Genomic DNA, 15,168 nt, shown 5'->3' with positions numbered 1-15,168 from the left:
CGGAAGCGAAAGCGGATGCAAAAATAATACTTCATATATATTATCTCCAAATTTTTTCAGAACTTTTTTCTAACTTTTTTTCACCAAACCACATTAAATTCTAAAAATCAAGATATTATATATTCAAACATCATCACACATCAACCAAACAAATAGAAAAACAACACATAATCCTCTTCTCCAACCTTCCCAAACAATTCTTTCAACTTCCCGTCCGGTTCCATTCCCTGCCTCTTCATCGCCTCTCTAATCTCCAAAATTTCCCCGCCGGAAGCCAACGCAACCAAAAACTCACCTTTACGCCCGATAAAATCCAGGGGAGGGAAAACATCCGGATGACAACACAAAGAATCCCTGAAGTAAATTCCCCGCCCCTCCTGCTTGTCATACATCAAGCGATTCGCGCCTCCTCCTACCCAAATGTGGGAATCTGTCTCAAATATACCGGATTTCGGGAAATACCCCTTCGCCTCCAGTTCACTCTTCACCCCGATACAATCCGGGACATTCTCTAACTGGTATCCGACAGGCAAGGAAGCACCTGTCTCAGTGATAAAAGCAGGTCGGAGACAGCGGTCACGGTATTCGAAAATCGTATCACAAAAAGGCCGGATTAACAAAACACGTCCGTCATAATGGCTTATCGCGTTTTGTGAAAAATTAAAAACCCCCGGATTACCGCTGCCCACTTCATAATAAGACAGCGTATCCTTCACCAGTAAAAGAGAATCCGCTGTAAAATAAGCCAGTCTGTGGTCCCGGGTTATGCCGTAATACCCCAGTATTTCATTATCACCCAAGCAAACCGCGTCAGCCACATATTGAAGCAAAGGATAAGGTCTGTAACTCCTCAAATACTTCCCCTCATAATCATACAAATGAACGGAGCTTTCAAAAATATCCAGCAAATATATCTTACGGTTTAGCGAGTCAATCACCGTATTGGTCACAAAACCATACCCGCTGACCGGTCTTCCGATGCGGTTTCTGAACTGTCCGGCCGTTGTAAAACGATATATATCAGACCGCAATTCTTCCACATTGACGACAAAAACATCCTCTCCGACAATTTTAATCTGCCTGATTTTACTCAGCTGACAGGAATCATTTTGTTCGAGTACGGCAAAATCCCAATCTTTCACCCAAGCGGATAAATCAAAATTTTCCCGGGTCTTGTCCGTCACATTCGTCCCATCCAACACTATAACTCCGGAATCCGTATTTTTAGAAGAAGAGACACATCCCGTCAAAACAATTCCCAATATACAAACAATCCATTTTTTCATACAATTACCATTTTACATAAGACTATATCAACCATTATTCAAACCCCATCCGCTTTTCTATTTTCTTTTGCCAAAACTGATAAAACCTGCCGGATAAAGAATCCGGCATCTCTTCCGCCAAACGCTGGAAATGTTCCCGCAAGCCCTGCAATTCAAAATAAAGGCAAACCTGATACTCACTGTCACAATCACCCGCATTTTCCTCCACGGCAACTTCCAGCAAAATCTTCAAGGCGGAATGTCGTAGATTCAAATCAAAAGCGGACAAATCAGCCTTTTTCTCAAAATCCGCAAAAACAAGCCGGTGCAAATCCTTGTACAATTCATGCAGAGTATATCCGGAATCCCTTTGCAAAAGTCGTCTGGCAAGCCTGGGCGCATACATTTTCCGCAACACATTTTTACAACAAGCCAGTCTCTCACATTCCGTCTCCTCTCCGCTTTCCTTTGCCAAAACAGAAAATGAAGGCCATCGGACATCCGGTGCAAACAAATAGCGTTCCAGAAATGCCATGACCTCCCTCTCCGCACCCTTCCCCATATATCCGGCCACCTCCGAAAGATATTCGTCATACAGCTCGTTACCTGTCTGATGTATATGCTCCAACCAAACCATCTTTTCCATTCCGCTCTTTCCCGGACAGAAATCCTCCCCCAATTGCTTGTAAACAGTATGCAGATTGCTGATTCCATATTCCACGGCACGGATGCCCTCTTTTGCCGTCTCTCGCCGGGTCGCACGAACTGTCACTTCTCCCGTTTCACCCCGACAAGGCTCGTATCCATAACCACCTGCAATCACCGACCTGTCAGACGCACTCACTCCGGGCAACACCTTTCCCGCACCCCGCGATTCAACGGATTGTATCATATCATCATAGGCATTCCCTCCCATAACCGCACATTTCAATCCCAACATACGGCCTATTTCCCGGGTTAACAACGAACATAAAATCTCTCCGGCAACTTCCGTATGGTCAAAATCCTCCAGTATCCTCCGGTCAACGGCACCCCACTGCAACAAATACCGTTCCCGCTGTTTTTCCCACACCCCCTGCCCGATGTTAATCCTACAGGCAAGAATTTCCCCCGTCTCCGGATGTGTGACTTTCTCACTACTCAACGACGAAACACTCAAATCATAAGAGATCAAAGCCCGGTATTTCACCGTATTCTCCATCTTTCCCGTCATGCACACCTGTAAAGCCTCCCGGAATCCGGCATCCTCAAAAGCCCGGTTCCAGTCAAGGACCGCCTTTTCAATCCAGGGACGCCACACTTTCGGACAATCGGCATCAATGTAAAATACAATAGGTTCCAAAGGCCGCGCTTTATTTCCTTTCCAACAAGCCGTCCGTTCTTGCCGGGGAATTTCCAAGCGCCAACGCTGAATAACGGAATCCGTTGTGACACCATAAGGATTCCTCCCATATTCCATAAAACGGACCACATCATATCCCGGACAAGCCGCGGCGTATTTCAACGACAAAGGCAACTCCGGCAACAGGCGAATCATACACCCGAGTTCGACCGGAATTTTTCCCTCCTGACGTTTTACCCCTGCCGCCTCCAATGGATAGGAATAAAAATAATTTTTCATAAAAGCAAAAGCCACCCCGTCCTCTGTTGTTTCCACCCGCTTCAAGGTCATATCCGGACCGGCATTCCTCAAATGCTCCAATTTAGGATTCATCCAACCTTTCCCGCTCTTCAGTGCCTTTGTAATATCAATAATATAGCCTGTATTATCCGGATTTACCGTCAAGACATCAAATACCTCGTTTACCGGCTGATGATTGGAGTTCGCCAATACCCCGGCCAAAGGATTTCGCCGATCCGTCATCCGTTCCGTATATTTTCCCTGCCGCAAATACAGTTTTCCTTCTTCTCCCCGCGTAAAACGGAATACTCCCAAAGCAGGCAAGGGACGTCCGAGCATCATGCCTCCCCGGTTTACCTGGGCGGTCAAAAGCAACTCCCGTCCCAGCAAATTTTCCGGCACCTCAAGGTATATTTTTTCCTTCCGGCAGTAAACAGATAAAATACCCTTGTAACAGGTCATCTCTTCCCGTCGGTAAAATTCGTCAAAACTCTTTATCTGACTTTGAGAAACACCTATCCAGGCATTTATCATAAAAAATATTCCCAAACAAAACCTTTTCATTGTCCTTTTCTTTTCCAATTTTCAATACCGGTAATCACGCTGCGCGGATACTCTTTCCCGACCGAAAATCCGGCATACCGTTCCGCCAATTCCGCCAACTCGTCCAATTCTCCAAGTGCCCATAAAGCAATCCGGCAATCCTCATGCTCGCTGTCGGCAATCTGTTTCAACCGCTCAATATAAAAACGCTGTAAAATCTTTCGGTCTTTACTGACCGGTTCCCCGTTTTCCCATTCTCTGAAAATACAATGCCTGATATCCGACAACAATTCTTCCTGAGGATACTCAGCCGATGGCGCTAACCGCAATCTTTCCGACAGACCAGCGACGAACTGCATCAACAGACTTTCCACATTCAGCCGCTGGTCAATCTTATAGCGACGGAACAACTCCGGGCGGAACAGCCATCCGGGAGGCGTACAGACATACCGCTCTAAAAATGCCAGTGCCTCCTGTTGCCGCCACTTCGGGACAGGTACCATCGTTTTGCGGTTTCCCGCATGGACATTCATCTGTTCCGTCATCCCCCGGATATTCATTAAAGCCTGCTCCATAAATCCGTAAAAATTTCTGAGCATGACCTGATAACGATACCCCATCACCAAACGGGACACTTCATCATCGGCATTCCAAGCCTCCAATTCCATCAATCTCCGCATATTTTCAATTCCCAAGGCATTTGTCCGCATCTGATTATTCCCCAAATCTTCACTCTGACTCAACACATCCGTGTTGTTCGTCCCATTGTATCTGTACAAGAGATTACGTTCCTTCTCATCCGTCCACTTCCGCAAATACTCCGTTTCCTCATGTTCCGTCATTTCCGGGAAATAACGATACCCCCAGGCTATGGCCCAACGGTCATAAGCCCCCACCCGGGGAATCAAATCATCCGGAGCGACACCATCCTCCGGTTGGGCCGCGTAATTAAACCGCATATAATCCATAATCGAAGCTCCATAGCCATTCTGACGGACAAAATCACCGTCCCGGAGCTGTTCCACGGAATAGACACTGCTTCCCCGGAAATTATGTTTTAATCCCAAAGCATGCCCTACTTCATGACATACCACATATTGAATCAGCTTTCCCAGCAAAGTATCCGGTAATACAATCCGGCAGGCCAACGAATCGACCGCTCCGGCCTGACAGAAATAAAGGCCCTGTACCAGTTCCGAAATTCCATTGAATATTCCGATATGGCTGCATAAGATTTCTCCCGACCGAGGATCTACCGATGAAGGTCCATAAGCATTCCCGAAAGGCGAAACCTTATATGAAATATAAGAGACAAGAGCGTCATCGGGAGAAAATCCGGGTTCATCCTCCGGTTCAGGTTCCGGACAGGCCCGGATCGCATTTTTAAACCCCACCTGTTCAAAAGCCGGCTGCCAAGCTTCTACGGCCTTTTTCACATACGACGCTAACCACGCCGGAGTATGCCGGTCGATATAATACACTATCGGCTTCTCCGGCTCTACCAATTCCCCCCGGGCATAAGCTTCCCTGTCTTTCTCCGAAGGTTCCAGTCTCCAACGGGAAATAAAAGCCACACTTTCCGGCTGGAAAAGAGCATGCCCGTATTCCCGGAACCGATTGGAAAAATACCCTACCCGGACATCCTGCCGGCGCCTACGCATCGGCTTCTCCGGCAACAGACAAACAGAGACCCCATACTCCCAGCGCGTCGGCTCGGATTTGACCGCAGGGTCCGGAATATAATTCACCGACATATAACTCCTGACAAAACGGAACGTCATACTCCGGGGTGACACCCGTATCGCCTTGAGACAAGAGCTCTCCGGCAGGTAAGTACCGATTCCCAATTCCATTTCGAAATTCTTCAAACCGAAAAACGACTCATTATCCTCCAACAATTCCGTCACCTCCACCAATACACCGTCCGCATCCTCCGCCTCAATTCCCAATTCCGCCAACACGCATCCTTCTCCCGTTTGCCGGGCGATACAGGCCAGTTCATTCAGCGTATCCGCGACAACATCCTGTATAAAAGGTTGTATCAGATATAATTTACCGTCCCGCCTTACCATCCGGAACAATTGCACATCCAACCGGTCACCCGCATACCCGTAACGCTGGTCCGGATATCTTTTTTCCCGGGCCGCCCCTTTCAGCAAAGTGGTGGCCACTAAAAAATCCCTCCCACACAGACTATCCGCAATCTGCCAATAATAATGCCCTCCGGATTCAAAAACATTCAGCAATCCCGGATGGCATTTTACAGAATCGGCGGACAGGAAAAACTCTTTCACAGAAACACCCTCGCCTCTTTCCTCCGCCTTTCCTTTCCCCGCACAGACAAGGAACGACACCACCAGAACCGACACGACATAAAAATTCTTCATCCGCTATTTACTTAAATGAAAAGAATAACCGATATCAACAATTCCTTCAAAACCGGGATATTCGAAAACCTTGGCCATCCCCTCTTCTTTCCATATTTCACCACTGGACTTCAAACGCATTTCAACCAAAGAGGCCTTACCGTCCGCTTGTTCTACGGCAAGCCCTAACCAATAAGGCTGATCCTCCGTGACCACATTCATGGAACTCCAGTCAAGGGACATTTGCGCAAAACGCTCGTGCCGGAATTTCATCTTCGTAATCCGGGCTGTAGGGTCCGGATATTCATAAATCTTCGTTTCCAAAGGAACAAAACTGTTCAGGTCCACCCGGAACACTTTATTGCCGGACGCATAGAAAAAAATATTATTGAAATAACAGGAAGTGGCAAACTGCCAGGACATCTCATCACCCGTGGATGGCATAAACCTGTAATAACCGGAACAGCGCGGCCGGTCCCCGCTATATAATCCGTCATTGCTGAACTCATAAAGATGCAGCTGCCGCCCTTCGCTCAGGATGGCCATCCCTTTTTGGGAAGCGCCCATGCCGGCCAAAGAATGTACTCCCATAAACAACGCTTTCCGGCCATCCAACACATCCGGATCAAACTGGTTGGGATACTCCGGAATCTCTCCTACCCGTTTCAAACGGGCCCTATTCCGGCTTCCGTCTACGTCATAATACTGTTCCTCGCCATTTCTGACCGTTTCCCCATACAATATGACCGGATTGTCCCAACGGTTGTACCACAAAAAACACTCATTCAGACAATCGTAGGCTATAATCTGGTCATTCAGCAATATCATGGCCTGCGTCAATTCATAATCCGTACCAATAGATTCGTCTAATTTAATCGGATAAAATACCGAATACTCCGACCATGCGGCATACCACATTTTCCCGTCGTCAATCACCAATTCCCCTTGGTCAGCCTTGACGTATTGCGGATTAGCCGCGCCTTTCAATCCCAACAGCATCTCCCCGTAATCATAAATCGTTTCCAATGTCCTGGAATCCATCATCATTCCGCCTTCACTGGTCAGTAAATCAATGACAGTCATTGTTTCCAGTTTGCCCGGCGATAAGTTCGGAATCACCGCCAAAGCCCTCGGCGTCCCGGCGATCGTTTTCCCCGGCCCCATCAACTCTCCGTAAATATCCGGTTTAATCAAAGCTCCAGGTCCACTGCCATCCACTGCCCCCAAAACAGTTTTTCCTTCCCGCTCCTGGAGTACAAACCAGGCATTTTCCAAGGGATTCAGCATTTTCAGCGCAATCTCCTTATAAGAAGTAATCCCCAATACGGTATCGGTCACGGCAAACCGGAAGTTCAGGGATTCCGTACTACGGCTCCTAACCCAGACATGCAAATCCTTGCCGCTGTCACAAACCGTCCAGTCGGACGAACCGGCACCGCCTTTCTTCCGCCAGGAATACTTCAGGTTTCCATTATCCGTCCGCGACAATTGCCGTACTTCAGGAGCTACAACCACTTCCACAGAATCCTCCGTGGGTACGGTCACCTCCATTACCTCCGGCAAGATAACCGTCAATTCATTGATTTTCCGGCAATCGTAATTCCCCAGGTCATCATAACACCCAACGGCTATCCATATCATAATCACTAAAACAATCCTATTCATAAACACATATTGATTTAAGGAAACACTATCTCATTGCCATTTTCATCCACAATCGCCGGATGGGTCAAACGGTACTCCGCATAAGCCTCCCGAACTATACGACGGTTTTCGGACGTCTGACCGACAGACGTATAGACACCTCCAAAAAAATCCAACATAAAACGATATTTTCCATCGCTATAAAGACCAAAATAATTGTTCCACACCGACGGTTTCAAACGGTACTCCCCGACAATTCTCATCTGTTTCCCCTCTGCTTTCCCGGGAGCAAAACCATGCTCAGGATGTGCCGTATCAAATCCCAGTAAAGCGGAATACCCGGTTCCGGTCTGCTCAGGACGGTACACCTCAAACTTCAGATAAAAGGAATAAACACCAGGGACAACAGTCAGCTGTGACGGCAATTCCACCTGCAAAACGGCTTTTTCCTCTTCATCGATACGCTCAAAACAACATGTTCCGGGTGTTTCCAGGGCATGTCCCATCAGTTCCACCTTCACGGAATCCGTTTTCACGGTGATACGTTTCAGATAATCCTCATCCGTAAACAAGACATACCGCTCGGGACACCCACCCACATTGGACGTGTTCTCAAAACCGATACGGGGAATCTCCGCATACTCCTCTATTTCATTTTGCCGGCAGGCCAAAAGCAAAAACAAACCGCAACTTAATACAATAACATTTCTCATCGTCCGACCTGTTTAATTATAATTTCCAAATATTTTCTCATCATCCGGAACCTGCGGTATATAATGCTCCGGCTGCAACTCACCGGACAACCGGCAGTTGAAAAAGCTCCGGTAAAAATGTCTTTTATAAAAGTAAAACAACTGCCCTTCCCCATAAAACTCCTTCTGATACTCTTTCAGCAACTCATTCACACGGAAAGTCTTCGACTGGTCGGTACCCGGACGGCGATCCGGCTTATCATAATCCTCTCCGGCCTGAATATCAAGGCTCTCCGGGATAGAACGGAAATGCCGCACCGTATTCAGCAAGTCCGCGCTCTCCGCAGCGTCCGGTGTACACTCCGCCGCAATATAATACATCTCCGGCAGACGAATCAAAGGCATAATCTCCGCCCCATCATACTTGCCGGCATATCTGCTTTGGTCAAACTTCCGGCATACCAATTTTCCCCCGACATGCTGAAAATAATAATTATTCTGCCGGAAATCGGTCGAATAACCCTTCCCCTTCTCATACAAACCGTCTATCGTCTCCTGCAAAGCATACAACTTGTCAGAAGCCTCCGCGCCGAAATCCGCTTCCATCAATTTCTCCATCTCATAAATATGCAGCGAAAAAAGATGTTCGGAGAACAAAATCCGGTTTTGGGCATTCGACTCCGCCAAAGAAACATAAGGACATGCCATCACCTGTCTGGCATAATCATAAGCCAATGTCTTGCTCGCCTCATCCCCTTTATAAAGATACACCCTCGCCAACATCGCCCGTACAGCCCATATATTCATACGCAACTGCCGAAGCACCAGAAACGCGTCCCGATCCTCATTATACTCATCAGCCGAGAATTGCTCATTATCATGCCCGTCCAATAACGATTCAGCCTGTTTCAAATCGCGCAACACAGAATCAATGACAGCCACGGCCGGCAATCGGGGAGTAGCCAGTTTATCCAACCGGGTACGGTAACAAATGGATTCCGCCGTCGGATTCATACCGTAAACGGGACCGAACAGACGCAGCAAATCAAAATGCAGGAAAGCCCGCAATCCCAATGCCTCCCCTTTCATGATTTCATAATAATCCGCCGTCCTGATAACCTCCCGGTTCCGGTCAATATAATACAGGAAATTATTGATATTCGCTATCAGATTATAGCTTTCCGCCCAGATATTATTTTTCAGCGACTCATATTCTTTCTGATAATTATACAAATTGGCCGCGACTATCGTATTGTCATAACGTCCCGCCAACAACTCAGGGAAACCGTAAGTCAGGTCTTTTCCATACAGACCTGTATTTCCCAGTTTAATGTAGAAACCGGTCAGCACATCCTTGAATCCGGATTCCGAACGATACAATTCCTTCTCCTGAATAGAAGTCTTCGGCTGCACATCCAGCCAATCCTCACAAGCAACTAACAACAACCCCGCCAGCACCCAACTCATATATGCACATCTCTTTGCCATAATCATCCGTTTTTAAAATCCAACATTCAGTGAAAAGGAAAACTGCCGGGCAAAAGGATAATCCAATCCCCGTTCCTGCTTCACAGACGACAGATAAAACAAATCCTCCATACCGAAATTCATCGTAATGGAACTGAACACCGACTTTTTCATAAAATCCGTATTGGTTCTGTCCATCCGGTAAGTCAAGCTCAACGAACTGAAACGCAACACATTTTCATCCATTACAAAACGGGACGACGCTTTCGTATCCGAACCGCTTGCCGAATTGGTCAAAGCCTTGTATTTCACCACATCACCAGGTTTCTTCCACCGGGCATCCATCACCCGTCTGTCGGCATTAAACCGCAAATCGGCATTTTCCACCTTTTGAATCAAGGTAGAGTTATAAGTCTGTCCTCCGAATTTATAGTGGAAACTAAGGTTCACTCCCCAACCTTTATAAGAAAACATACTATTCACATTTCCCTCCATAAACGGCTCCGTATTCCCGTACGGCACCTGGTCGTCCGCACTCCATACCCCTGTAAGTTCCCCCGTCGCGCGTTTCATAAATACCTCTTCTCCGTTAGCCGGGTCAATTCCCAAAGACTTCACCACCCAAATCCGGGTCATCGACTCACCCTCCTCATAACGCGGCAAGGGAACATCGTTCAACTTTCCGGCATTCTGTTCATTCATATGCCTTAATGCCTGTGAAATCTTCACCAGCTTGTCCGTATTGTGTGACCCGTTCGCGTTAATCACCCATTGGGCAGCTTTTTCAGTGTTCCGGTAAGGAATAAAAGAAAGCATCAATTCCACTCCCTGATTGCGTATGGTTCCCAGATTTTCGGACACGGTCGCAAACCCGACGGAAGGCGCCAAAGAAATGTCCGTCAAAGCGTTTTTGGTCACTTTCCTGAAATATTCTGCCCGTGCTGTGATTCTTCCTTGCAGCCATCCCATCTCTATCGCGACATTCGTCTGATTCGTCTGCTGCCACTTCAAATCGGGATTTCCCAGTCCGACCAATTCCGTGCCTGTCGCATCCGAAGCCAAATAAGGTTTCAGCAAATTACCGTACGTATACAGCTGCTGCGACTGATAGGGGGCAAATCCCTGGGTTCCGGTCGTTCCGTAAGATACCCGCAACACCAAGTCGTTCCAGAAATCCATCTTATCCATAAACGACTCCTTGCTGATATTCCATTTGGCTCCTACCGACCAGAAAGGGGCAAACCGGTTATTGCTTCCGAATTGCGAAGCTCCGTCGGCACGGATATTCAAATCCAACGAATAACGGTAATCATAGGAATAATTAAAACTCCCTACCCAACCGATTGAACGGTTGGTATTTTCACTGCCGGTCATTTTTTCATTGTATTTCTTACCGAACAAAATATGATCCATCCGGTCATTCGGGAATCCGGTCACCAACACGCCATAGACACTGTTACGGCTATCATTGGCCGTCATTCGGGCATTCAGGCTCAAAAAATGAATCCCATGAAAAACATTATTATACGAAGCGGTCAAATCCACCTGCCACATAAAGCCTTCCGACTGGGCCAAGTTAAAATCTCCACGCTGCTGAGGATCGGAAATCCCGTCAAATTCCGTATGCTGGGCCGGACGGAATACCTCCGTCTTGCCATGCCGCTTCGACACGGCAACATTGGCTTGAAGACGTAACGCCTCCAAAGGCCTGTATTCCAACTGGAACAAATCCCGGATACTAAAATCCGTTGTCCTGTCCAGACTGTGGAAAGTCGCGTTATACAAGGGATTATATACACTTTGAAACACCCCGGTATAAGAAGTCACCGGAGGAGTAATCTTTTTCAGTATCTCTCCGTTCTCCCCCCTTTCCCTCCAATAGGGATTCAGCTTGGTATAGTCCCGAAACGAGCCGAAAGGCGAATCGTTTCCGGTAGCGTTATCAGCCGTCACGCTGTTTTTCAATAAAAATCCCTTAAAACGGTAAGTCAAATCAAGCGTTGCCGTCTGGGTATGGCGATTAGACCCTTTCATTACCCCCGCCGTATTGTTCATCCCCACATACAACTTGTAACGAAGCGCCTGGTCTCCACCTTCCAATGTCACGGCATGCCGGTGAGAAACCCCTGTACGCAAGGGCTTCGACAACCAATAGGTATCCACTCCCCGTTTTACCTCCCGCAGATAATACTGGTAAATTTCCAAAGGAGCCAGTTCCTTACCCTCATCGTAATACCCGGCCAAACGCTCCACTTCCAATTTTTCCGATGCGTTCATCAAATCATAAGCGGACAAATCGGGTACTTCCACCCGCACCTCTCCGGAATAACTCACCTGCAATGTCCCGGGTGCCGGAGCTTTCGTCTCTATGACAATCACCCCGTTCGCGGCTTTCGATCCGTAAATGGCGGTCGCCGCCGCGTCTTTCAATATCGTAATAGAAGCAACCCGATCCGGGTCCAGGTCGCTCATCGTTTGCAAAGAAATCTCAAAACCGTCTAAAATCAACAAAGGCTGATTCGGATAAGTAGCGTAATCTCCTTTCAGCATCACCGCGTCCGTAGCCACCGTTGATCCAGTGGGCAAAGTGGCCTGTCCCCGCATTCTCAGGTCCGGCAAACGGTTGGGGTCAGAACCCATCTCTATATTCTCGGCAATCCGGAAACCCGGATCAATCGCCGACAAAGCCTTGGCAATGCTGGTCTTGCTGAATTTTTTCAATTCATCCCCTTTCACCACCGTAGCGGAACCGGTATACCCCTCTTTACGTCTCTCAAACATACCGGTCACCACCACCTCCTCCATTTGAGCCACCTCTTCCTCCAAAACAACTTCCAAAAGTTCCTGTCCTGTAAAAACCACCTCCCGGGTCTTCATCCCGATGAATGAAAAAACCAGAATGATACGCTGCCTCTCCGGAAATTCAAACGAGAACTCCCCGTCAACGTCCGTGGATACCCCGTATTTACTTCCCTTCACCACCACAGTCACTCCGGGAAGCGCCCCCCCCTCCTTATCCCTCACAATTCCCCGTATCACCTGTTGTTTCTCCGCAACGGCCTTACCTTGCTCTCCCCGTTTGATGACAATGGTCTTATCCACAATATCATACTTCAGTCCGGTATTCCTCAGACACTGGTCCAGCACCTGCCCTACCGTCACCGAGTTGAGCGCGACATCCTGTTTCTTCACCGCCGTAATATCGGCATCACTGTACACCACATTATAATCAGACTGTTGCCGGATTGTACAGATAATATCCTTCAAAGAAGCCTCTTTCAAGGAAATATCCATCCGGACATTCTGAGCGACCAGCGGTCCGGACCAGAATCCTATACAGCAAACCAACAGACCCAGCCTAAGCCATCGTCTCACCGGAATTCGCTTTCCGGTCATCTTACAAAAAGAAATCTGTCTCATAACAGTCCTCGGTTAGGTTAGTAAAAGAGGCCCGAAAGCCTCTTTGAATCGGAATATCTCCACACTTATTCCGGCAATTTCAACTTAAACACACTTCCCGTATCCGTCACTCCGGTAAAGGTCAGCACCTTCGGAGCCGCGACATTATCAGCCGTAATGGTGTAGTTCTGAACCATCAAAGTATTGACAAAGTCACGGAACTCCGCACATCCCCAGTCTTCTCCATACCAATATTCACCATAATCTTCGGTAGCTTCCGGATCGGCTTTGATGCCTTTAAAGGCAATCTGGTCTTTAGATCCTTCAACCGCTTCTATGGTTAACAGCAACGTACCGTTATAAACATAATTTTCCTCAGGAGCTCCCATTCCTTTCATGTCCTCATCATGAATCAAAAAAGCTATTGCGCCTTGTGTCAAACTCATCTCTTTCAGCACATTTCCGCTCTCACCCCATCCTTCTTTAACCAACCCCTCTTTTGAGGCCTCATAAGCCGTTTTGTAAGCACCCTCAAACCCGTTAAAATCAAAATACCAACGCTGGGTCGTAGCGGCAAATACTTTATTCAGCGGTTCTGCGGCAACTTCCTGAATAACTTTAATGACAGCCTTCACCTCTCCGCAAGCCAGCGTAACATCAGCTTTCAATTCCGCACCGGTCGCATTCTCCTCTGCCGAGATAACCACTCCGGCAGCCTCAGCCGTCACTTTGCACCATTCCGCCGAAGAAACGGCGGTCCACTTTCCGTTACAACTTACACCGACTGTCTGACTGTCCCCCTCTCCGGACAAAGTAACCGTTGTCTTTTCGGGAGTCAGCACCACCGGTTCATCGTCATCATCACTACACCCTGCGCCTGCGACAAACAGGCAAAACACCATCAAAAAAAATTTCAATCTTTCCATTTTCATCATTTTTTTCATAAGTTAGACATCAATTATTCACTATAATATGGTTATCAGATACTGAAAATCTGACCCTGCCGGTTTGCTCCAACAAACTCAGCACTTGGCGGAAATCCGCATATTTCTCCATATCCAAAGAAAAAGGCAAAGATTTCAGTTCCGGATCTTCATATTCCACGTCAAAATCATACCAACGTCCCAATTCATGCAAGATCTTCGACAAAGGTGTGTTATCAAATATCAGGCGCCCGTTTTTCCAGCCGACGAACAAGTCCGTATTCACTTCTCCGACACTCATCTCATCCGAACCTTTCCTCCAGACAGCCTGTTCACGCGGCGACAGGTCGACCTGCCGTCCGCCGGCAGCAACACGCACGTGTCCGCCGATTAAAGTAGTCAAAACTTCTTTCTCTTCCGGATAAGCCCTGACGGCAAATTCCGTTCCCAGCACTTCCACCCGCATCTTGTTCACCCAAACGATAAAAGGCCGTGCCGTATCTCTTTTTATTTTAAAATAAGCCTCCCCCTCTACATACACTTCCCGGGTGTCTCCTTGAAACGCAACCGGATAACGGATGTGAGACCCGGCGTTCAAAGATACTTGGCTCCCGTCGGACAATACCAAGGCATATTCTCCTCCTCTCGGAACTTTCAGCGTATGGCTGCCCTGTAATTTATGATTGCCGCCCGTATAGTAATTCAATTCCCGCCGTTCGGCTGTCCCTCCTTCTTTCAAACCATCGATAACCGCTACCGCCTCCTTGTCCTCTAACTCAACTTCCATGCCGTCAGCCAAAACAAGCACCACCCGCGAATCTTCCGAAACGACATCTCTTTCCGACTCGGTGCCATTATTCCGGACCACATACCATAATGTTCCTGCCGCCAAAGCCACCCAAAGCACGGCGGCATATCTCTGCCAATACCGCCACACCCACTTTTCCTTAAACAAAGTCCGTCTTCGGATCAGTTCCCATTCCTTTTCCTGTTCTTCCCTATTTTTTACATAACACTGTACCTGCCGGGAAAAACGCTCCATCGAAACCATCCGCCGGAACATTTCCTCGTGCTCAGGATTTGCCCTACGCCATTCCTCCAATTCCCGCGTCTGCCCATCAGACAGTTTTCCCTGCAAAAACAAAAGGATCAATCGACTTATGTATTGTTGATTTTCAATATCCATTATTCGCGCGTTTATATATAAAACACGCTACATGGTCTTTGGTGTAATAAAAAAAACAGATT

9 protein-coding genes are annotated in these 15,168 nt (G+C 47.6%); all 9 read right to left on the bottom strand.

Annotated features, from left to right (window positions below):
- Nucleotides 1–140: 140 nt before the first annotated feature.
- Nucleotides 141–1,286: a 6-bladed beta-propeller gene (locus D1136_RS09480; protein ID WP_161877397.1), complete on the bottom strand. Its 1,146-nt coding sequence runs from the start codon at nt 1,284–1,286 to the stop codon at nt 141–143.
- A 34-nt stretch (nt 1,287–1,320) separates the two neighbouring features.
- Nucleotides 1,321–3,450 carry a DUF5117 domain-containing protein gene (locus D1136_RS09475; protein ID WP_161877396.1) on the bottom strand — a complete coding sequence of 710 codons (2,130 nt, stop codon included), beginning with the start codon at nt 3,448–3,450 and terminating at the stop codon, nt 1,321–1,323.
- Nucleotides 3,447–5,816 carry a zinc-dependent metalloprotease gene (locus tag D1136_RS09470; protein WP_161877395.1) on the bottom strand — a complete coding sequence of 790 codons (2,370 nt, stop codon included), beginning with the start codon at nt 5,814–5,816 and terminating at the stop codon, nt 3,447–3,449. Before D1136_RS09470 ends, D1136_RS09475 begins: the two co-directional genes overlap by 4 nt.
- 3 nt (nt 5,817–5,819) lie before the next feature.
- Nucleotides 5,820–7,460, bottom strand: coding sequence for a PKD-like family lipoprotein (locus tag D1136_RS09465; RefSeq protein ID WP_161877394.1), 1,641 nt, complete (start codon nt 7,458–7,460; stop codon nt 5,820–5,822).
- A gap of 14 nt (nt 7,461–7,474) precedes the next feature.
- Nucleotides 7,475–8,152 carry a hypothetical protein gene (locus D1136_RS09460; RefSeq protein ID WP_161877393.1) on the bottom strand — a complete coding sequence of 226 codons (678 nt, stop codon included), beginning with the start codon at nt 8,150–8,152 and terminating at the stop codon, nt 7,475–7,477.
- 12 nt (nt 8,153–8,164) lie between these two features.
- Nucleotides 8,165–9,619 (bottom strand): RagB/SusD family nutrient uptake outer membrane protein, encoded by a 1,455-nt coding sequence (locus D1136_RS09455; RefSeq protein WP_237567045.1) that lies wholly within the window; start codon nt 9,617–9,619, stop codon nt 8,165–8,167.
- Between the two features lie 12 nt (nt 9,620–9,631).
- Nucleotides 9,632–13,018, bottom strand: a complete 3,387-nt coding sequence (locus D1136_RS09450; protein ID WP_237567044.1) for a SusC/RagA family TonB-linked outer membrane protein — start codon at nt 13,016–13,018, stop codon at nt 9,632–9,634.
- 65 nt (nt 13,019–13,083) lie between these two features.
- Nucleotides 13,084–13,923 carry a BACON domain-containing protein gene (locus D1136_RS09445; protein ID WP_161877392.1) on the bottom strand — a complete coding sequence of 280 codons (840 nt, stop codon included), beginning with the start codon at nt 13,921–13,923 and terminating at the stop codon, nt 13,084–13,086.
- A gap of 28 nt (nt 13,924–13,951) precedes the next feature.
- A complete protein-coding gene (locus D1136_RS09440) occupies nt 13,952–15,106 on the bottom strand; it encodes a FecR family protein (protein WP_161877391.1) in 1,155 nt (384 codons plus the stop codon).
- Nucleotides 15,107–15,168 lie beyond the last annotated feature (62 nt).

It is taken from the genome of Odoribacter sp. Z80 (assembly GCF_009935865.1).
Classification (GTDB): Bacteria; Bacteroidota; Bacteroidia; order Bacteroidales; family Marinifilaceae; genus Odoribacter.
Note: the sequence above shows the minus strand (reverse complement) of the source record. Positions and strands in the feature narration are given on the sequence as shown.

Coding starts and splice junctions, on each gene's coding strand:
- D1136_RS09460 (WP_161877393.1), bottom strand. CDS start 8,152: ATGAGAAATGTTATTGTATTAAGTTGCGGTTTGTTTTTGCTTTTGGCC.
- D1136_RS09470 (WP_161877395.1), bottom strand. CDS start 5,816: ATGAAGAATTTTTATGTCGTGTCGGTTCTGGTGGTGTCGTTCCTTGTC.
- D1136_RS09440 (WP_161877391.1), bottom strand. CDS start 15,106: ATGGATATTGAAAATCAACAATACATAAGTCGATTGATCCTTTTGTTT.
- D1136_RS09465 (WP_161877394.1), bottom strand. CDS start 7,460: ATGAATAGGATTGTTTTAGTGATTATGATATGGATAGCCGTTGGGTGT.
- D1136_RS09480 (WP_161877397.1), bottom strand. CDS start 1,286: ATGAAAAAATGGATTGTTTGTATATTGGGAATTGTTTTGACGGGATGT.
- D1136_RS09445 (WP_161877392.1), bottom strand. CDS start 13,923: ATGGAAAGATTGAAATTTTTTTTGATGGTGTTTTGCCTGTTTGTCGCA.
- D1136_RS09455 (WP_237567045.1), bottom strand. CDS start 9,619: ATGGCAAAGAGATGTGCATATATGAGTTGGGTGCTGGCGGGGTTGTTG.
- D1136_RS09475 (WP_161877396.1), bottom strand. CDS start 3,450: ATGAAAAGGTTTTGTTTGGGAATATTTTTTATGATAAATGCCTGGATA.
- D1136_RS09450 (WP_237567044.1), bottom strand. CDS start 13,018: ATGAGACAGATTTCTTTTTGTAAGATGACCGGAAAGCGAATTCCGGTG.